Raw genomic sequence first — 20,187 nt, 5'->3', positions numbered from 1 at the left:
AATATTGCACCGCAATGACATGCGCAACGGCAGGGCGGCGCCGCTCGCGCGCGCGAACGAAACGGCTGGGCGGACGTGGAGGCCGCTGCGAATGATAGCGGCGTATTTGTCTTTACGATATTACCGTTTGTTAATGTGAGTGACATTACCTGATCGTAATTTTTACGCTCCCGCCGCTCGCCTATACTGCATCGCAGCGCCATTTCCATGCCAATCCGGCAGCGCGTCCATTTCCGACACTGCCCCCAAACATGCACGACCTCGCCGACATTGCAGACTGGCTGCAAACCCACGCCATTCACCACGAGACGCCCGTCCACGACACGTTGCCGGACCCGGTGTTCCGCGTGAACGGCGAGGCTGCCGTGTCGTTCAGCACCAACAATTACCTGGCGCTGGCGAACCATCCCCGTCTCGTGGAGGCCGCGAAGGCGGGCCTGGAACGCTACGGCGTCGGCAATTGCGAATCGCGGCTGTTGGGCGGCGACCTGCCCGTGTACCGCGCGCTGGAGCGCCGGCTGGGTGAACTCAAGCACAAGACCGACGCCGTGCTGTTCGTCACCGGCTACATGACGAACATCGGCGTGCTGTCCACGCTCGTCAAGGTCGGCCTGCTGGCGCGCATCCACGGCTATCGCGCCAAGAAGCGCCGCAAGTACGCGTATTTCACGGACGAGTACAACCACATCAGCATCCGCGAAGGCATCCTGATGTCGGGCGCCGACAAGCACACGTACCGCCATGCCGACATGGACCACCTGGAGTCGCTGCTGAAAGCGGCCGATGGCGTCAGCCCGATCATCGTCAGCGACGGCGTGTTCAGCATGGAAGGCACGATCGCGCCGCTGCCCGAGCTGACGCAACTCGCCGAGAAATACGGCGCGATCCTGTACGTCGACGACGCCCACGCCACCGGCATCCTGGGCGAAAACGGCGGCGGCACGTCGGAGCACTACGGCTGCTACAGCCCCACCATCATGCAGATGGGGACCCTGTCCAAGGCGCTGGGCGCCATCGGCGGCTTCGTGGCGCTGGAGCGCGAGATGGCCGACGTGCTGCGCCTGACGAGTTCCGCCTACGGCTTCACCTGTCCGCCGCCGCCGGACCAGGCCAACGCCCTGCTGGCCGCGCTGGACCTGCTGCGGGAAGAGCCGGACCGGCGCGTGCGCCTGTGGGACAACCAGCGCTACTTCGTCGAGCGCATGCGCCCGTTGGGCTACACGCTCACGTCGACGCAGACGCCGATCGTGCCGGTGCTTGTCAAGGACGCCGAGCGCTGCCAGCGGTTCCAGCGCGCGCTGCGCGCCGAGGGCATCCACGTCGACGCGATCCAGTTCCCGGCCGTTCCCGTGGGCCAGGCGCGCCTGCGCTTCATGCTCAACGCGGGGCATACGCGCGCCCAGATCGACCACGTCGTGGCCGTGATGGCGCGCCTGGCCTCCATGCTATAGTCAACCCGAGAAAGACCAAGAGCCGAACCATGCCGAACTGCCTCGTGATCGAAGACGACACCGAAACGCGCGACTACCTTTGCAGCGGATTGCGCGCGGCCGGCTATGCCGTGCAGGCGGAGACGAACGGCGAGGCGGGCAACCGCCGCCTGCAGGAGACGCGCTGGGACGTCGTCGTGCTCGACCGCATGCTGCCCGGCCAGGTCGACGGCCTCGGCATCCTCGAACAGATGCGCGCCCGCGGCGACGGCACGCCGGTGCTGATCCTGTCCGCCCTGAACAGCGTCGACGAGCGCGTGCGCGGCCTGCGCGCCGGCAGCGACGACTATCTCACCAAGCCCTTCGTCATGTCGGAGCTGCTGGCCCGGGTGGAAAACCTCAGCCGGCGCAACGCCTGGTCGCGCGACGCCACCGTGCTGCAGGTGGCCGACCTGCAGCTCGACGTGCGCACGATGCGCGTGACGCGGCAGGGCACGACGATCACCCTGCAGCCGCGCGAATTCCGCCTGCTCGAATACCTCATGCGCCACGAAGGCCAGATCGTCACCCGCACGATGCTGCTGGAAGGCGTGTGGGAATACCATTTCGATCCGCAGACGAACGTGATCGACGTCCAGATCAGCCGCCTGCGCAGCAAGATCGACAAGGATTTCACCCCGGCCCTGATCCACACGGTGCGCGGCGCCGGCTATGTGCTGAGCGCCGCCCCGACGTATGGTCCGTCCTCGCGCTAGACCGGGCCCCGGCGCGGGCGTCGGCCTGCGCGGCTCCATCGCGTTCCGGCTGGCGGTCGGCTACGGCCTGCTGCTGGCCGCGTCGATGGCCACGCTGTCGGGCATCGTCTATTTCGGCACGGTGGGCGTGTTCGAGCGCTCGATCGACAGCAAGATCATGAGCGTGGAGGAGCGCCTGGCCGACGCCTGGACCAGCGACGGCCGCCGCGGCCTCGTACGCGAGATCGACGCCCAGCTGCACGACCTGATCGACACCGATACGGAGGTGGTGGGCGTCGTCGACACCCAGGGCCGCGTCCTGGCCGGCAACCTGGGGCGCTGGTACGGCGACCTGCCGGCGTCCGGCGAGCTCGGATTCGGACAGATGCAGCGCAACGGCGCGCCCGTTTCCGTGCGCCTCATCGCGACGCGGCTCGACGACGGCAGCCGGCTCATCGTCGGCCGCGACCTGATCGAACTCGACGCCATCCGCAGCGTCGTCGAGCGCGCGCTCCTCGTCAGCGCCGCCGTGTCGATCGTGCTCGCGTTCTTCGGCGCCCAGATCTTCCGTTCGCGCCTGGAAGCGCGCATCGGGCGCATCCGCCGCACGACGGCGCGCATCGCGGCCGGCGAACTGTCCAGCCGCATCGTCGTGATGGGCAACGACGAATTCGCGCGCCTGGGCGACGACATCAACCGCATGCTCGACCGCATCGAAGCCCTGATGGAGGGCGTGCGCCACGTGTCGAACTCGATCGCGCACGACCTGCGCACGCCGCTGTCGCGCGTGCGCTCGCGCCTCGACCGCGCGCTGCAGGCGTCGGCCGATCCGCACGCGCTCGTGGCGGACGCGCGCCTGGCCATCGAGGACATCGACAGCGTGATCTCGCTGTTCGACAAGCTGCTGCAGATCGCCGCGCTGGAATCCGGCGTGCGCGCGGGCACCTTCGAAAAGCTCGACCTGGCCGCCATCGCGCACGACATGGCGGAATTGTACGAAGCGGCCGCCGAAGAGCAGGGCGTGCTGCTGCGCTTCGCCGGCCGGCCGACGATCATCCGCGGCGACCGCGACCTGCTGGCCAGCGCCCTCGCGAGCCTGATCGACAACGCCATCAAGTACGGCCGCAGCGGCGGCCGGGTCGACGTCGGGGTCGACACGGTGGACGGCGCGCCGGTACTGACGGTCCGCGATTACGGCTCGGGCGTGCCGGCCGACGACATGGACAAGATCACGCGGCGCTTCTACCGCGTGGACCAGAGCCGCCACCTGCCGGGCAACGGCCTGGGCCTGTCGATCGTCACCGCCATCACCCAGCTGCACGAGGGCACGCTCGCGCTGCGCCGCGCCGACCCCGGGTTCGAAGCGCGCATGGTGTTCCCGCACGCCTAGCGCGTCCGGCCTGCTGCGCGTATGGCGGGATGAGCGGTAAAATACGCAGTTCTTCGTCCAGACCGAGACAGCAATGACCCAACGCCTCATCCTTGCCTCCAACAACGCGGGCAAGCTCAAGGAATTCGCCGAATTACTCGGCCCGATCGGTTTCGAACTGCATCCGCAGGGCGAATTCGGCGTCCCCGAAGCGGAAGAGCCGTTCGGCACCTTCGTCGAGAACGCCCTGCAGAAGGCCCGCCACGCCGCGCGCCTGACCGGCCTGCCGGCCCTCGCCGACGATTCCGGCGTGTGCGTGAACGCCCTCGGCGGCGCGCCCGGCGTGTATTCCGCGCGCTTTGCGGGCGAGCCGAAATCGGACGTGCGCAACAACGCCAGACTGGTCGCCGACCTCGCGGCCCACGCCGACAAATCGGCGTACTACTACTGCGTGCTCGTGTACGTGCGCCACGCGGACGACCCGCAACCCGTGATCGCGGACGGCGTGTGGCGCGGGCAGGTCATCGACACGCCGCGTGGCGCCAACGGCTTCGGCTACGATCCGTACTTCCTGGTGCCGGATTTCGGCCGCACGGCCGCCGAACTGGCGCCGGCGGAAAAGAACGCCGTGTCGCACCGCGGCCAGGCGCTGCGCGCGCTCGTCGACAAGCTCGGGAAGCTGGCATGATTCCGATCAAGCCCGCCGGCTCGGCGGCCGTGCCCACCACGCCCGCCGCCACGCCCCGCGACGCGGCGACTGCAGCCCTGCAATACCTGCAACCGGGGGCGCTGAACCTGGCGGCGCTGCCGCCGCTGTCGCTGTACATCCACTGGCCGTGGTGCGTGCGCAAATGCCCGTACTGCGACTTCAATTCGCACGAGTCGAAAGACCCGATCCCGGAACAGGCCTACCTGGACGCGCTGCGCGCCGACCTGGAACAGTCGCTGCCGCTGATCTGGGGCCGCAAGATCCACACGGTGTTCATCGGCGGCGGCACGCCCAGCCTGATGTCGGCGGCGGGGCTGGAGCGGCTGATGTCGGACCTGCGCACCTTGCTGCCGCTCGATCTCGATGCCGAGATCACGATGGAGGCGAATCCCGGCACGTTCGAAGCCGACAAATTCAAATCGTTCCGCGCCAGCGGCATCAACCGCCTGTCGATCGGCATCCAGAGCTTCGACAGCCGGCATCTGCAGGCGCTGGGCCGCATCCACGACGCCGGCGAGGCGATCAAGGCCGTGGAGATCGCGCAGGCGAATTTCGACAATTTCAACCTCGACCTGATGTACGCGCTGCCGGGCCAGACGCTTTCCGAGGCGCAGGCCGACATCGACATGGCGCTGGGATTCGCGCCGCCGCACCTGTCGCTGTACCACCTGACGATGGAACCGAACACGGTGTTCGCCAAGTATCCGCCGGTGGTGCCGGACGACGACGCGACCGCCGACATCCAGGACATGATCGCCGCGCGCACGGCCGCCGCCGGCTACGACCATTACGAAGTCTCGGCCTATGCGCGGCCGGGCCACCGCGCGCGCCATAACCTGAACTACTGGCAGTTCGGCGATTACCTCGGCATCGGCGCCGGCGCCCATTCGAAGCTGTCGTTCCCGCACCGCGTGCTGCGCCAGGCCCGCTACAAGCAGCCGGCATCGTTCATGGAAGCGGCGGCGAAGGGCAATGCCGTGGCCGAGGAACACGAGATCGTGCGCGCCGACATGGGTTTCGAATTCATGCTCAACGGACTGCGGCTGACGGAAGGCTTCGACCCGAACCTGTTCGGCGAGCGTACCGGCATGCCGCTCAACGCCATCGAAAAGGCGTTGAACGAGGCCGAGGCGAAGGGACTCATCTATCGCGACTTCCGCGTGATCCGGCCGACGGAACTGGGTCAGCGCTTCCTCAACGATCTGCAGGAAATCTTCCTGGCCGAAGGGTAAAGCCATGCAACGCTATCTTGCCGCAAGCACGTACATTGACGTCGACACGCCCGCCATTCAAGCCGCCGCGCGCCGGCTGGCCGAGGGGGCCGCGTCCGAGGTGGACGTCGTGCGTGCCTGCTTCGAATTCGTGCGCGACGAGATCCGCCACAGCGTCGATTTCGAGCTGAATCCGGTGACGTGCAAGGCGTCCGACGTCCTGCGCCACCAGACGGGCTACTGCTACGCGAAGAGCCATCTGCTGGCCGCGCTGCTGCGCGCGAACGGCATCCCGGCCGGGCTGTGCTACCAGCGCCTGTCAGTCGGCGACGGCGGCGCGCCGTACTGCCTGCACGGCCTGAACGCCGTGTATCTGCAGGACTTCGGCTGGCATCGCATCGATGCGCGGGGTAACAAGCCTGGCGTCGACGCGCGCTTCGCGCCGCCGGCGGAGCGGCTGGCGTTCGCGATCCGCGAACGCGACGAGCGCATGCTGCCGGAGATCTGGGCCGAGCCGCTGCCGGTCGTCGTCGCTGCGCTCGAATGCTACGATACGTGGGACCAGGTGCTGGCCAACCTGCCGGATGTCGAGCTCCTGGATTGACCGCCGCATCCACCCTGAAGAAAGGACAAGCATGTTCAGTCACATCGTGATCGGTTCGAACGACCTCGAACGTTCCAGGCGTTTCTACGACGCCGTGCTCGGTACGCTCGGCGTTGGCGCGCCGTTCCCCAATGTTGCCCCGACCGGCCACCAGCGCCTGTTCTACCGCCACAACGGCGGTACGCTCGGCATCACCGAACCCATCGACGGCGCGGAAGCCACGTGCGCGAACGGCGCCACGATCGGCTTCAAATGCGATTCAGCCGAGCAAGTCCAGGCGTTCCACGATACGGCGGTCGCCCACGGCGGCAAGTCGATCGAAGCGCCGCCGGGCCTGCGCGCGGGCAGCCTGGGCCCGATGTACCTGGCCTATGTGCGCGATCCGGACGGCCACAAGCTCTGCGCCATGTACCGCCCGGCATAGCCGCGCCGGGGGGCGGTGACGAAACGTGTCGGGTATCCTGACGACCATGTGTTAAAGTAGCTGTCTTGCATGTGTTTCAATGAAAGGCAGCTGGTCGATGCCTGTCCCCGCAACGCCGCGCATCCTGGTCGTGGATGACGAAGAAGCCATCCTCTATGTGTTCGAGCGCTACCTGAGCGTCGCCGGCTATCGCGTGGCCGTCGCCAACAACGGCTTCGACGCCGTCAGTGCCGCCGAAGCCGCCGAAGCCGATCCTTTCGACCTGCTCATCACGGATTTCCGCATGCCCGGCATGAACGGCATCGAGGTGATCCACGCGCTGCGCCGCCTGCGGCCCGGCCTGCCGGCGCTCGTCATCTCCGGCAATCCCATCGAGGCTGGCGTGATGCCCGATGGCGTGCGGTTCCTGTCGAAACCGGTGTCGATGGCCGACCTCCTCGGTATCATTCCGTCCCTCATCGGACGCGGTATCGACTGAATATATCGAAACGGCAGTACTCCGGTCCGGCACGGCTCGCGCACAATGGATGCCATGAAGCATCCTGACCACACCGTCTTTCCCACGCGCCGCCTCGTCGCCGAAGGGCTCGGCACCGCCTTGCTGCTGGCCGTCGTCGTCGGCTCCGCGATCATGGGCGACCGGCTCGCGGGCGGCAATGCGGCCATCGCGCTGCTCGTCAATTCGATCGCGTCCGGCTGCGGCCTCGTCGTGCTGATCCTGATGTTCGGCGGCGTCTCGGGCGCGCACCTGAATCCCGTCGTCACGCTGTCCGAAGTCTGGCAACGCAACCTGCCGGCCGGTCTCGCGCTGCCGTATGTCGCGGCGCAGACGGGCGGGGCGTTCGCCGGCGTGGCCATCGCGCACCTGATGTTCGGCGAACCGGCGTTCGTCGCCGCGACGCACGCGCGGACCGGCGCCGCGCTGTGGTGGAGCGAGGGCGTGGCCACGTTCGGCCTGATGGCGACCATCATCAGCTGCGCGCGCACGCGTCCCAGCGTCACGCCGTATGCGGCGGCGCTGTTCATCGTCGCGGGGTACTGGTTCACGGCGTCGTCGTCGTTCGCCAATCCCGCCCTCACGCTGGCGCGCGCGGCCACCGGCACGTGCGCGGGCATCCGCCTCGCGGACGTGCCGGGCTATGTGCTGGCCCAGCTGGCCGGCGCGGCGGCGGCGACGGTCGTCTTCGACTGGCTGTATCCCCGCGCGCCGGCAGGCGCCGCGGTGGCCGGCACGGTGGCGGCCGGCGAATTCGCGCCCGCCGACTGACTCATCCGCGCGGTTCTATCCGCGCTATCTCATCCGCGCTGTTTTCATCCGCGCTGTTTTCATCCGCGCTGCCCGGCCGCCAGCGCCGTCAGCGTGCGCGCCAGGCCGCTCACCACGCGCGCCATGCCGCCGAAGATGACCTGCTCGGGCGGTTCGTCGTCGGCGGCCGCGGCCGGCGTGTCCTGGGCCTGGCGATACGGAAAGCGCGTGAACGACGTATCCGTGAGCACGAGGGCCGGCATGCCGGCGCCGGGATGGTGCCACGCGGCGCGGTCGAGCAGGGTCACGCCCTGCATGTAGGCCGGCGTCGCCAGGCCGTGCGGCGGCACGCCCGCGATGCTCTGGAAGGCCGACAGCGCATCCTGCACCTTGCGCGACGATGCCAGGCTGCCGACGTAGGCGATGAAGCTGGCGGGACGCTCGACCGGCGCGTCCGTCAGCATGCGCGCGAGGTCGTCCAGGCTCGCGTCCTGCGCCAGCGCGGGTGCGGGCGCGGCCGGCCTGGGCGCCAGGAAGAAGACGAAGCGGATTTCGGTGCCGCGGCTGGGATGCACATCGGCCAGCAGCCGCGCCAGCTCCAGCACCGCGGCCGCGCCACCGGCCGCGCCCGGGTCGCCATCCATGCGGGCGCCGACGATGAAGGTGCGTGCCGCCTTCGCACCGGGCGCCACGTTGGCCAGTACCGCCTCGACGTCGTGCCGCTGGCCGCCGCTGCCGCGGTCGCGCACGGCATAGCCAGCGATCCGCAGCACGCTGTCGATGTAGGCGGCCGACGCGGCCCGCCGCGCGGCCGGGTCCTGCGTGCCGGCCGTGAGCGCCGTCACGTGCGCGCGCAGGCGCATGGCCAGCGGCGGCGCCGGCATGGCGGAGCCCGGATTCACCGTGACCAGCGCCAGCAGCACGAGCAGGACGATGGCGACGACGGATTTCCAATGTGCACGAAAAAAATGTCGCATGGCGTGGGGCGCGGCGCATGGGGCGACCGTACCGGACAGGCCGGGCTCGGCGCGCGGTTGCGGTCCTGGCGGACGCCGTCCGGCGACGGCTGCCGGGGCCGCCCGTGCTTGCATGAAAAAACCGGGGCCGGCCTGCGATTTCATGATACCGAAATCGCGGCCGGCCCCGGTCGGGACCGTTCTCAATGGCGCGCGGAAATCATTCCGCTTCGAATCAGCGCGCGGCCGTCGCCGGCCCCGGCTCGCTCCAGCCGCCGCCCAGCACGCGGTACAGCGTGACCTGGTTCTGCAGGCGCTGCAGGTTGGCCTGGATGGCCTGCTGCTGCGCGGTGAACAGCGAGCGCTGGGCATCCAGCAGGTCGAGGTAGCTGGCGGTGCCGTTGCGGTAGCGCAGGTCGGACAGGTTGAAGCGGTCCGTCTCGGCGGCCGCCACGGCCTGCTGGGCACGCAACTGTTCGCTGTACGTGGCCTGGCCGGCCAGTGCGTCCGCCACTTCGCGGAACGCCGTCTGGATCGATTTTTCGTACTGCGCGACGGCGATGTCGCGCTGGGCACGGGCGCCCTCGACGCCGGCGCGGGTGCGGCCGAAGTCGAACAGCGGCATGATCGCCTGCGGTGCGAACGTCCAGCCGAACGTGCCGCTCTTGAACAGGCCCGACAGCTGGCTGCTGGCGGTGCCGGCGCTGCCCGTCAGCGTGATGCGCGGGAAGTAATTCGCGCGCGCCGCGCCGATGTTGGCGTTGGCGGCCATCAGCTGCTGCTCGGCGGCGCGGATGTCCGGACGCACGGCCAGCAGGTCGGACGGCATCCCGGCCGGCAGGTCCGGCAGGTTCGTCGTCGCGAGCGTGGCGCCGGCCGGCAGGTTGTCCGGAATCGGCTGGCCGATCAGCAGGGTGAGCAGGTTCAGGTCCTGCGCGCGCTGGCGCTGGGCCTGGGCCAGGGTCGTGCGCGCCGTCTCGACGAGCGACACGGCCTGCTGCAGGTCGAGCTTGGACGAGACGCCGTTGTCGAAGCGCAGCTGCGTCAGGCGCAGCGATTCCTCGCGCGTCTTGAGGGTCTGCTGCACGAGGGCCAGCAATTCCTCGTCGGCGAGATACGTCAGGTACGTGTTGGCGACCTGGGCGATCAGGCTGATCTGCGCCGTCTTGCGCGCTTCCTCGGTGGCGAGGAATTGCGCCAGCGCGGCGTCGGACAGGTTCTTCACGCGGCTGAAGAAATCCAGCTCGAACGCGGACACGGACAGGCCGGCCTGGTAGACGCTTTCGATCGGCTGGTCCTTGCCGGTGGTCTGGCGCTGGCCCGTGATGCCCGCGTTCACGGCCGGGAACTGGTTCGAGCGCTGGATCTGGTACTGCGCGCGCGCCGCCTCGATGTTCAGGACCGAAACGCGCAGGTCGCGGTTGTTGGCCAGTGCCAGCGAGATCAGCTGCTGAAGGCGCGGATCGGTGAAGAAGCGCTGCCACGTGATGGCGGCCGGCGCTTCGTTCGCGACCGCGTTGCCGCTGTTGACGGTGCCTTCCACGGTCGGGAAGGCGCCCGCCACCGGCGCTTGCGGCCGCTCATACTTCGGCGCCAGGTTCACGCAGCCGGCCAGCACGAGGGCGAGCGCGAGGGGAGTGAGTCGTTTCATGGTGTTCATCAGATTTTCGAGTCGATGACAGTGGCGTCTTCTTCGTGCGCGTACTTCTTGCGCTGGCGTTCGCTGCCCTTGAAGAACCCGCGGATGACGACGAAGAACACGGGCACGAAGAACACGCCCAGTGCCGTCGCCGTCAGCATGCCGCCCATCACGCCGGTACCGATGGCGCGCTGCGATGCCGCGCCGGCGCCGCTGGCGACCACCAGCGGCAGCACGCCGAGGATGAACGCGAGCGACGTCATGATGATCGGACGGAAGCGCAGGTGCGCCGCCTGCAGCGCCGCTTCGAACGGCGACTTGCCCTGCGCCTGCAGGTCCTTCGCGAATTCCACGATCAGGATCGCGTTCTTCGCGGCCAGGCCGATGATGGTGATCAGGCCGACCTTGAAGTACACGTCGTTGTTCAGTCCGCGCAGCGATGCCGCCATCAGCGAGCCGAGCACGCCCAGCGGCACGACGAGCAGCACGGCGACCGGGATCGACCAGCTTTCATACAGTGCGGCGAGGGCCAGGAATACGGCCAGCAGCGCGAAGCCGATCAGCACGAACACGGTGGAGCCGGCGAGGATCTCTTCGCGCGACTGGCCGGTCCATTCGTACGCGAAGCCGGCCGGCAGCTTGGCGGCCAGCGCCTGCATCTCGTCCAGCGCCTGGCCGGTCGAATAGCCCGGGGCGGCGTCGCCCGTGATGCTCATCGCCGAATAGCCGTTGTAGCGCGTCGTCTGCATCGGACCCGTGATCCACTGGGTCGTCGCGAACGCGGACAGCGGCACCGGCTGGCCCTTCGTGTTCAGGGCGTTGATGTGCAGCAGGTCTTCCGGCTGCATGCGCTGCGGCGCGTCGGCCTGCACGATCACGCGCTGCAGGCGGCCGGCGTTCGGGAAGTCGTTCACGTAGGCGGAACCGAGCGACGTCGACAGCGCCGTGTTGATGGCGCCGAACGTCACGCCGAGGGCCTGCGCCTTGTCGCGGTCGATGTTCAGCTTCAGTTGCGGCGCGTCTTCCAGGCCTTCCGGACGGATGCCCGTCAGCACCTTGCTCTGCATCGCCATGCCCAGCAGCTGGTTACGCGCCTGGAGCAGGGCGGCATGGCCGAGGCCGCCGCGGTCCTGCAGGCGGAACGAGAAGCCCGTGCCGCGGCCCAGTTCCGGGATCGGCGGCGGACTCACCACGAAGATGAACGAGTCGCGCAGGGCCATCATGTGACCCGTGATGCGGCCGGCGAGGCCTTGCGCATCCTGGCCCTTGCCCTTGCGCTCGTCCCACGGTTTCAGCGGGATGAACGCGAGGCCCATGTTCTGGCCCTGGCCGGTGAACGAGAAGCCCGTCACGGCGACCATGTCGGCCACTTCCGGCTGCTTGAGCACATAGTCTTCCATCGCGTGCAGGACGACGTTGGTGCGCTCGGCGGTGGCGCCCGGCGGCAGCTGGATGTTGGCGATGATGTAGCCCTGGTCCTCGTTCGGCAGGAACGAGTTCGGCAGGCGCGCGAACATCAGGCCGACGATGGCGACCAGCAGGACGAACACGACCAGCGCGCGGCCGGTGCGCTTGAGGATCTTGCCGACGAAGCCTTCATAGCGCTTGGCGCCCGTCGTGAACGTGCGGTTGAACCAGCCGAAGAAGCCTTTCTTCTCCATGTGGTGGCCCGCTTCGACGGGCTTCAGCAGGTGCGCGCACAGCGCCGGCGTGAGCGACAGCGCCATGAATGCCGAGAAGCCGATCGACGACACCATCACGATCGAGAACTGGCGGTAGATGTTGCCGACGGCGCCCTGGAAGAACGCCAGCGGCACGAACACGGACATCAGCACGACGGTCACGCCGATGATGGCGCCCGAGATCTGGCCCATCGCCTTGCGCGTCGCCTGGAGCGGCGGCAGGCCTTCCTCGGACATGATGCGCTCGACGTTTTCCACCACCACGATCGCATCGTCGACGACGATACCGATCACGAGCACCATGCCGAACATGGTCAGCACGTTGATCGAGAAGCCCATCGCGAGCAGCGTCGCGAAGGAGCCCAGCAGGGCGACCGGCACGACGATGGTCGGGATGATCGTGTAGCGGATGTTCTGCAGGAACACGAACATCACGATGAACACGAGGATCACGGCCTCGATCAGCGTTTCCACCACCTGCTGGATCGAGATCTGGATGAACTTGGTGCTGTCGTAAGGAATCGAGTACTTCATGCCTTTCGGGAAGTACTTCTGCAACTGCTCCATGCGTTGCTTGATCAGCTTCGCGGTTTCCAGCGCATTACCGGTCGGCGACAGCTGCACGCCGATACCGGTCGACGGCTTGCCGTTCAGGCGCGTCGACGTGGAATAGGCCTGGCCGCCGATCTCGATGCGGGCGACGTCCTTGAGGCGCACGGTGGAGCCGTCCGGATTCGCGCGCAGCACGATGTTGCCGAACTGCTCGACGGTGGCCAGCTGGCCCGTGACGACGACGGTCGCCGTGATCTGCTGGCCCTTGGCCACCGGCAGGTCGCCGATCGTGCCGGACGCCACCTGGGCGTTCTGCTGGCGGATCGCCGTGTTGACGTCGTCCGGCGACAGGTTGAAGCCGACCAGCTTGGCCGGATCGATCCAGATCCGCATCGCCTTCTCGGTGCCGAACAGCTGGGCCTGGCCGACGCCCTTGATCCGCTGGATCTCGGGCAGCACGTTGCGCGACGCGTAGTCGCCCAGCGCGACGGTGTCCCAGGTCGGGTCGTCCGACGACAGGATCGTGAACAGCAGGAAGTTCGAGCGCGCCTTGTCGACGCGCACACCCTGCTGGGTCACCGCGGCCGGCAGGCGCGGGGTCGCGCGCGCCAGGCGGTTCTGGACGTCGACCTGGGCCAGGTTGGGATTGGTGCCGGTCTCGAAGCTGATCGTGATGGAGCCGGTGCCGTTGGCCTGGCTGGTCGACTCCATGTAGATCATGCCTTCGGCACCGTTCATCTCGCGTTCGATGACGGAGATGACGGAGTCTTCCAGCGTCTGGGCCGAAGCGCCGGGATAGGCGACGCTGACGACGATCGACGGCGGCGCCACGGTCGGATACTGCGCGATCGGCAGCTGCTTGATGGCGACGCCGCCAAGCACCATGATGAACAGCGCGATCACCCAGGCGAAAATGGGGCGGTCAATAAAAAAACGTGCCATTGTGGTTCCTGTTATCTAGCCTTGCCTTGCTCACTGGCGGGTGGCGGCCGGGCCGGCCGCGGCCTGCGCACCGCCCGCGGCCTGCGCACCGCCCGCGGCCGGTGCTGCCGGCGCTGCCGGCGCGCCGACCGGCGTCCACGCGACCGGCTGCACCGGCGTGCCCGGCGGCAGCATCTGCAGCTTCTGGAAGCCGTCCACCATCACCTTTTCGCCTTCCTTGAGGCCATCCGTGACGACCCAGTCGTCGCCGTTCTGCGAACCGATCTTGACGGTGCGCGGCGTCGGCTTGTTGTCCGCGCCGACCACCAGGACGGTATCGCCGTTCGGACCGCCGCGGGTGACGGCCTGCTGCGGCACGAGGATGCCGGACGGCAGCTCGGCCTGGGCGAGGCGCACGCGCACGTACTGGCCCGGCAGCAGGGCATTGTCCGGGTTCGCGACCTGGGCGCGCAGCGTGACCTGGCCGCTCGTCGGGTCGACGGTGATGTCGGAAAACAGCAGCTTGCCCTTTTGCGCCATCACGGTGCCGTCATCCAACACGACGGTCACGGGGACGGCCGAGCCGATGCCCTTGGCACCGGCATCCTTGCGCAGGCGCTGCAGTTCGGCAGCGGACTGGGTGATGTTCAGGTACACGTTGTCGGTCTGCTGGATCAGCGCCATCTGCGTCGCCTCGGCGGCGGAGACGAGGGCGCCTTCCGTCACGAGCGCGCGGCCGATGCGGCCCGAGATCGGGGCGTAGACGTTCGCGTAGTCGTAATTGATCCTGGCGATGCGGACCTGGGCCTTGGCCGAATTGACGTCCGCCTCGGCCTGCTTCTGGGCAGCGACGGCGTTTGTGAATTCCTGCTTGCTGACGGCCTGGGCTTCGACGAGCGGCTTGTAGCGCTCGACGGTGGCGGCGGTCGACGTCAGGTTCGCCTGGGCGCGGCCGAGCGAGGCCTGGGCGGCGCTCAGCTGGGCCTGGTAAGGCTCGGGATCGATCTGGAACAGCGACTGGCCCTGCTTGACCATGCTGCCCTCGGTGAACAGGCGCTTGAGGACGACGCCGTTGACGCGGGCGCGCACCTCGGCCGTGCGGATCGCCTCGACGCGGGCCGGCAGCTCGGTCTCGAGCGCGACCTGCTGGAACTTGGTGGTGATGACGCCGACCTGCGGGGGCGGCATCTTGGCGCCGGCGGCGCCGGGACCGGCTTCGGGCTTATCCTTGGAGCCGCAGGCCGACAGCATGGCCACGGCGACCAGGGTGCATGCGGCGATCCTGGACAGGGTGAGGGACGAGTGGGCAGAGCGCATTCAATGCTTCCTTCTTGTGGAAAAAAGGACAAAACCGATCCGCGGTGCTGTTTACAGGGGCGCGATCGACCGTCGCAGTTCAAAAAACGCAACACGCGGCAGGTCGTTCGGCGCTTCCTCTTGCACGGCTTCGGGTTTATCGCTGGCTTTTGGGAAAACCCCGATATACTATCACGAGTGTATGTTTAATGTTTCTTACCTATAAAAACGGAGAGTACAACGGATGGCCCGCAGGACCAAGGAAGAGGCGGCTGCGACCCGTGACGGCATTTTGGATGCTGCTGAAAAATTGTTCGTGGAACAAGGTGTTTCGCGCACGACGTTGCAGCATATCGCAACCGCGGCCGGTGTGACGCGCGGAGCAATTTATTGGCATTTTGACGACAAGGGTGCGCTGTTCAACGCGATGATGGAACGCGCGATCCTGCCGCTGGAAGCGGAGATGCAGGTGCTGGACCAGGCCGAGTCGGACGACCCGCTCGTCGACCTGCGCAATCACATGCTGGCCGTGCTGGACCGGACCGTCAATGACCCGAGCGCGCGCCGCGTGTTCGAGATCGCGACGCTGAAGGTGGAATTCGTCGGCGAGATGAACGCGGTGCGCCAGCGCCGCAAGGACAATATGGCCAACTGGATGACGCGCGCCGAACGGCGCATCCGCCTGGCCGCCGACAAGGGCCTGCTGGCCCGCCACGTCGATGCGAGCCGCGTGGCGCTGGCGTTGTGGATCATGATCGACGGGTTGATCCGCAACTGGATGTTCGATCCGCAGGATTTCGATTTGCTGGCGCTGGGGCGGTGCGTGATCGATCCGTATCTGGATGGGTTGCGGAGGGGGGACGCTTAGGCTTCTTTTATGTCGTCAGCGGCCTAACTTACAAGGATGTTATCAACCGCGCGCCGCATTCCGTCACGTCCCCGTCGTACGCATACGGCTTACCTTCGTGTCGTGCGCCTGCTCCGTCAGGTTTGATCGCAAAGTTACCCTTGCACTGGGGACAGTGCGTCATGTCATCTTGAAGTGTCGCCACCTTCCCCATCACGGTTGTGCCAGAGGATGCACTGATGACCTGGCCGCCGTGATCGGTTTTATCGTTGAGGCGAATTACCCCGCGTCCTCGATGTTTCATTATTGCCCCGTTCGTTTTTGAGTAAAGATCGCGATTCAAACGTCACTGGCCTGCGATGGTGGTGCCGGCTTTACCTGAAGGCATAAAGTACGAACCTTCCGGTGCTCCAGGCACCTTAACCCGAAACTTGAGACCGGAGAGGAGCTTATCCCATAGTGCAACGGCTTCATCATCGCTGACCGAAGCAATCTTAGCGGCACCGACGGTATTGTGTTCCACCTTGGTGTACATCTGCACATTGAATTCGGATGGGTTTGCCACGTCTTTCGGCGTGCCAACTAAGGCCCATTCGAAATCATGCGTGCCGTCCTTGCGTTTGATTAGCGACTCTTCACCATGCCAATGATTTACATCGCGTTTTCCTTCACGAAAAACTGTGCGACTGGGGTAGTGAATTCCTTGATCCTCTTGTGCCTTGCGAATACGTGCTAGTAAGGATAGCTTGGCCCTTTGATTTTTTTCGAATTCTGCTGACGAATAATCTCCATAGGCATCTTTGTTCGAGCTCACTGAGAACGTTATGTCTGGTAGGCTAGGTAGATATATTCCTGCGTTGACTACTTCCTGCCGACCGTACAAGTTGTCAGTAATGAAGCCATGTTGAATGCAAAAGCCGGGATCGTTTGGTATCTGATCAGCAGAGCGGAGGCGGATGCTTTTTGCAAGTGCCGCCTGCCTTGCTGCAGCGGCTTCCTCGGTTCCGCCATTAAGCGAATCCCCTAAAATGAATGTGAATTCTCCCTTGTTTACATACGTTGTAAAAAAGTGTAGGCCAAATTCTTTTGCGGCTTCGCTTTCGTAATATCGTAATTGCCAACTTCCTTCGATTGGCCCTTCGCGATCATAAGTGATTTCCGCAGTCCTGTCGTTTTGTTTCAGCTTTGCGATATCCATGGCTACACGGCTTTTGATTTCCTGCACACCTCCATTCATTACCTCCACGTCATCTGGAATTGAAATGCGTCCTATCGTTAATTCGGCTTCTTGCGGAACTTCCAGCGCGTAGCGACCAAAGCAAACTAATTTGGTTTTTGTGAAAAGTGCTTGAAGGCGTGAACTCAACATGGTGGAATCGGTCACGATGTTGTCCTTATATGAATGGCTTCGCGAGCAAGCTTGTAGCGACAGGAGTATGAGAGCAGCAGAAAGACGCCTAATCAGTCGGGTTGAAGTGTACACTCTTCACTCCCATTTTGCCGTTTTTGAAATCTGAATTATTGAATACAGCATGGATGCTAAAACGAGGGGGTCAGAATAACTTTCTTGGTGCTCGTAACCTGAACCTTTTTTATTGCCATGAACAAAAAGGGTGCCAGTGATAAGCCGCGCCGAACGTTGCGAAGGGACTGTTTCGTCCCCTGTATCAGCGGCTGCTTGCAATTTTAATGTTAAAATTCTATCATCGGCTTGGACGGTTAAAGTATCCTTTGCATTGTCGGTCAATAATTTCCAGCTTTCGGGAGAAGGAAGCTGATTCGTACGTGTGCTATTGCCTCCACTTGTAATATTCTCAATCTTAAAAATGAGGTCGCCATAGCTTTTGTGCTCGCTGGAGGCGCAAAAACTGGCATAACAGTTTGTCGGATGGAACGTGGTTTCAATTGATTGTAGAAATTTGGACGCGTTTTTAATACGAAAATAAGTGTTGGCAAGTCCTCCACCTTTTTTCTCGGTTACGTTGCCGGGATTAACCCAAGATGGATTGATTAGGCGCCACCAGACTTTGCTGGGTTGTAGGTAAATACTCTCTAAGGCACTTGTGTTGCCATTCGGCCAACTGCAAAGCGTCGTGCCGCTATTGTCCACTATCTTTAACCAATTTTGGCCATATGCTCTGCCAGGCATCATTTCTAGGGGAGCGGGGGCATTGGCAAGAATCGCAGTAGCATGCTCGCCATCGATGGCAAGAATGCTGGCCTCAATCCCAGCAAGAGGGTGCAATACTCCCGTTTTCTCCTGAAAACCAAAGCGCATACGTTTGTAAGCGCTGGCAGCGCCCATGGTAGGCATGACATTATGATACATCCCAAGAACCGTGACATTCTTGTCATTGAGCATATTGCCGTAGTCCGGATGGAGAAGAGCTCGCCCGACTAACCCTCCCATGCTATGAGTGACAATGATGACCTCATTACACTTGAAACCGCGCTGCTGATAACCCCGCACCAAGCCGCGAATACGTTCTGCGATAACTACCGCAGATTTGCTATTGCTTTGAACGAAGTTATAGCCCATTGCGTGTACTGGATACCAACATTTAGCGATTTTCTTGATATCATCCTCGGTAATTGCGTTACCAGAAGATGCCCCAAACGCTTTCGGATCCTGCATGAGTAATTGAGTGATTTTTCGGTGTTCGACGGCAAGCAGCGGTTTGCCCGTAATCGGATTAATTGGATTGACTTGCCAGAAAGGATGGATTTTCCCATCGTACATCATGTTGTTTAAAAATGCTTCAGCCGTTTTGAGCATCTCGCCATATGCCCCTGTGAAGAGTACTTCGCTCCAGCCGCGCCAACGCGCTATTTGCGCTGGACTTTCGCGTTTCGTCTGGTTTGCGCGAGGGGCGCTTGTCAGGATCACACGACTTCCCATTAATGGTGGAATTGGTTCGAGGCTGTCTGGCACATTCTGATGACGTGCGTCTGCAGCGATTGTTTCCTTGCCTTCGGGGTCAAAACGCCCTTTGTTATCAGTATAGTGGTAATACTCGACTTCGGTCTCATTTGGGTCGAATATTAATTGGCGCTGCGCCGGCGTCGCATCTTTAAGCCACCCAATTCCTGTGCCAGACAACACGGCGGCCTTACCTGATGCACTCATGAGATCATCAGGGCGCCACGCACGGTTGTCTTCACGCTTTAACTCGTCCTGCCGTGCTTTGCTCATGCGGAGGTTGCTGCCCATCACGCCCGGCAGGAAGATGATGGGAATGACTTTGCCAGGAGGTACTGTAACGTCATGCCGCACTGTATCTGACGTCTCGGTCATGTACACTGTATATTCAGCCCAGCCACCGACACCTTGAGTAAATTTCCCTTGATGGTTGCCGCGTTCATTGAGGCTCGGGTTATCGCTCATGGCAGTTCACCTTTCCATCGGATCGTATAACTATCCATTTCTGACGCTTTTTGTACCCCCGTGCTGCCGCTTGAGACTGATTTTCCGCTGATTACCGTCCCGTCGTCCCTGATCAGTTCATAAAAGATGTTTTCCGCTGGTTTACGATCGATCTGCAAGAAATTAACCTCCTGATCAAAGGGATAACCAGTCGTTTTCTCATTGAAGGATTGTGAAACGCTTTGGGGAGGAAAAGTTTCTAGATTGCCGTGAAAGAGAACAGGCGACGAAGTGAAGAACTGCGTTTGATCGCTAATCTCGAGAATATGATTGGCACCGTGCAACCTCACTCCTTTCTTGCCGCGAATGTTGACCCAATCAGATTCGCTCAAGAGCGCAAGTACCTTGTTGGCGATGACTTCCACGTCATTTTCTTGCGCCTGTATGGTTACTTTGCCGCCAGCGGCGATCAGTTTCATCCCGGCCTTGTGCACGAATAGCCTGAAGGACTTGCCGACGCTGGCGAACAGTCCCTCAACGCTGGCAATTGACAAGCTTTTGCCGCTGGTGATAGCGGTATGGCGGCTGCTGGCGATGTGGGTGGATTGTGCAGAGCTGAGTTCGATACCTACCGGGCTAGAAAGAACAAGATGGGGATCGGACAATTCCGGAAACTCTGCCTTGCCGCCGCCCCGGATACTCTGGTTCTGGGATTTGAGATCGTTGACCGCGTCCGCTTGTTGATGCTCCGGTTTCTCCTGGGCGCCGTAATGCTGCGCCATCCCGACCAATTGCTCTTGCAGCTCTGTCGCTGTCAACAGCCGGTGAATCGTCTCGCCCATATCCTTGATGTGGGAAGCGGCATTCGGCCGCGTTCCCGTGGTGATGAGCATACCTTGCCCAGCACGTGCGACGCCGTAGGCATTTGTGGCCAACTCCCACCCTTCACCGCGAGGGTCTTTCCGGCCGGACGTGTCCTCGATGCGAGTAATATGGCCCAGCGACAACTGGCTACACTGATGATCGCTTTTCAACTGCGCCTGAATTTTGCCGGCCGTGTCGTCAAGGATCAGGTGATTGCCACGCCTGCCACTGGCGCCTCCCTGCAATTCCCGACTCCGCAGCCCGGACAAGGCCTGCTGTCCCGGCAACTTCCACGGCGGCATATGCGTGTAGTTATAAAGCGCCCCGAGAATGACAGGA

Annotated in this window: 18 protein-coding genes; 10 read left to right on the top strand and 8 right to left on the bottom strand. The window is 63.8% G+C overall.

Annotation, left to right across the window (positions count from 1 at the left end):
• Positions 1-251: 251 nt before the first annotated feature.
• The 9 genes from ASC93_RS14905 to ASC93_RS14865 all read left to right on the top strand — a co-directional run bounded on the left by ASC93_RS14905 (position 252) and on the right by ASC93_RS14865 (position 7,748).
• Positions 252-1,451 carry a pyridoxal phosphate-dependent aminotransferase family protein gene (locus ASC93_RS14905; protein ID WP_056443424.1) on the top strand — a complete coding sequence of 400 codons (1,200 nt, stop codon included), beginning with the start codon at positions 252-254 and terminating at the stop codon, positions 1,449-1,451.
• 29 nt (positions 1,452-1,480) lie between these two features.
• Positions 1,481-2,185 (top strand): response regulator transcription factor, encoded by a 705-nt coding sequence (locus ASC93_RS14900; RefSeq protein WP_056443422.1) that lies wholly within the window; start codon positions 1,481-1,483, stop codon positions 2,183-2,185.
• Positions 2,166-3,554, top strand: coding sequence for a HAMP domain-containing sensor histidine kinase (locus ASC93_RS14895; protein WP_056443420.1), 1,389 nt, complete (start codon positions 2,166-2,168; stop codon positions 3,552-3,554). The genes ASC93_RS14900 and ASC93_RS14895 overlap by 20 nt, the downstream gene beginning before the upstream one ends.
• A 73-nt stretch (positions 3,555-3,627) precedes the next feature.
• Positions 3,628-4,221, top strand: a complete 594-nt coding sequence (gene rdgB / locus ASC93_RS14890) for an RdgB/HAM1 family non-canonical purine NTP pyrophosphatase (protein ID WP_056443417.1) — start codon at positions 3,628-3,630, stop codon at positions 4,219-4,221.
• Positions 4,218-5,474 carry a radical SAM family heme chaperone HemW gene (gene hemW / locus ASC93_RS14885; protein WP_056443414.1) on the top strand — a complete coding sequence of 419 codons (1,257 nt, stop codon included), beginning with the start codon at positions 4,218-4,220 and terminating at the stop codon, positions 5,472-5,474. Before rdgB ends, hemW begins: the two co-directional genes overlap by 4 nt.
• Before the next feature lie 4 nt (positions 5,475-5,478).
• On the top strand, positions 5,479-6,057 hold the full coding sequence (locus ASC93_RS14880) for a transglutaminase family protein (protein WP_056443411.1): 579 nt from the start codon (positions 5,479-5,481) through the stop codon (positions 6,055-6,057).
• Between the two features lie 31 nt (positions 6,058-6,088).
• Positions 6,089-6,481 carry a VOC family protein gene (locus tag ASC93_RS14875; protein WP_056443408.1) on the top strand — a complete coding sequence of 131 codons (393 nt, stop codon included), beginning with the start codon at positions 6,089-6,091 and terminating at the stop codon, positions 6,479-6,481.
• 97 nt (positions 6,482-6,578) lie between these two features.
• A complete protein-coding gene (locus ASC93_RS14870; protein WP_056443405.1) occupies positions 6,579-6,959 on the top strand; it encodes a response regulator in 381 nt (126 codons plus the stop codon).
• A gap of 54 nt (positions 6,960-7,013) precedes the next feature.
• Positions 7,014-7,748: an MIP/aquaporin family protein gene (locus ASC93_RS14865; RefSeq protein WP_056443965.1), complete on the top strand. Its 735-nt coding sequence runs from the start codon at positions 7,014-7,016 to the stop codon at positions 7,746-7,748.
• Between the two features lie 59 nt (positions 7,749-7,807).
• Here the strand turns inward: ASC93_RS14865 and ASC93_RS14860 are convergent, their stop codons facing one another.
• The 4 genes from ASC93_RS14860 to ASC93_RS14845 all read right to left on the bottom strand — a co-directional run bounded on the left by ASC93_RS14860 (position 7,808) and on the right by ASC93_RS14845 (position 14,794).
• Complete coding sequence (locus ASC93_RS14860; RefSeq protein ID WP_056443402.1) at positions 7,808-8,704, bottom strand: hypothetical protein; 897 nt, start codon at positions 8,702-8,704, stop codon at positions 7,808-7,810.
• A 214-nt stretch (positions 8,705-8,918) separates the two neighbouring features.
• The gene (locus tag ASC93_RS14855; RefSeq protein WP_157201933.1) at positions 8,919-10,334 is read right to left on the bottom strand and encodes an efflux transporter outer membrane subunit; all 1,416 of its coding nucleotides are present in this window, start codon (positions 10,332-10,334) and stop codon (positions 8,919-8,921) included.
• 8 nt (positions 10,335-10,342) lie between these two features.
• Positions 10,343-13,498, bottom strand: coding sequence for an efflux RND transporter permease subunit (locus ASC93_RS14850; RefSeq protein WP_056443397.1), 3,156 nt, complete (start codon positions 13,496-13,498; stop codon positions 10,343-10,345).
• A gap of 30 nt (positions 13,499-13,528) precedes the next feature.
• Entirely contained in the window at positions 13,529-14,794 is a 1,266-nt protein-coding gene (locus ASC93_RS14845; protein ID WP_056443394.1) for an efflux RND transporter periplasmic adaptor subunit, read from the bottom strand.
• 223 nt (positions 14,795-15,017) lie between these two features.
• Between ASC93_RS14845 and ASC93_RS14840 the strand changes: the two genes are divergently transcribed.
• On the top strand, positions 15,018-15,641 hold the full coding sequence (locus tag ASC93_RS14840) for a TetR family transcriptional regulator (RefSeq protein ID WP_056443391.1): 624 nt from the start codon (positions 15,018-15,020) through the stop codon (positions 15,639-15,641).
• A 28-nt stretch (positions 15,642-15,669) separates the two neighbouring features.
• Here the strand turns inward: ASC93_RS14840 and ASC93_RS29940 are convergent, their stop codons facing one another.
• The 4 genes from ASC93_RS29940 to ASC93_RS32170 form a co-directional block, all read right to left on the bottom strand.
• A complete protein-coding gene (locus ASC93_RS29940) occupies positions 15,670-15,924 on the bottom strand; it encodes a PAAR domain-containing protein (RefSeq protein ID WP_082548054.1) in 255 nt (84 codons plus the stop codon).
• A gap of 42 nt (positions 15,925-15,966) precedes the next feature.
• Positions 15,967-17,004, bottom strand: coding sequence for a T6SS immunity protein Tli4 family protein (locus ASC93_RS31445; protein ID WP_229412736.1), 1,038 nt, complete (start codon positions 17,002-17,004; stop codon positions 15,967-15,969).
• A 102-nt stretch (positions 17,005-17,106) separates the two neighbouring features.
• Positions 17,107-19,005: a triacylglycerol lipase gene (locus ASC93_RS29930; protein WP_082548053.1), complete on the bottom strand. Its 1,899-nt coding sequence runs from the start codon at positions 19,003-19,005 to the stop codon at positions 17,107-17,109.
• A partial coding sequence (locus ASC93_RS32170) for a type VI secretion system Vgr family protein (protein WP_229412735.1) occupies positions 19,002-20,187 on the bottom strand: 1,186 nt, incomplete at its 5' end. The genes ASC93_RS29930 and ASC93_RS32170, both read right to left, overlap by 4 nt.

It is taken from the genome of Massilia sp. Root335 (genome assembly GCF_001425685.1).
GTDB lineage: Bacteria > Pseudomonadota > Gammaproteobacteria > Burkholderiales > Burkholderiaceae_D > Telluria > Telluria luteola.
This window is presented reverse-complemented; position numbering and strand designations above follow the sequence as displayed.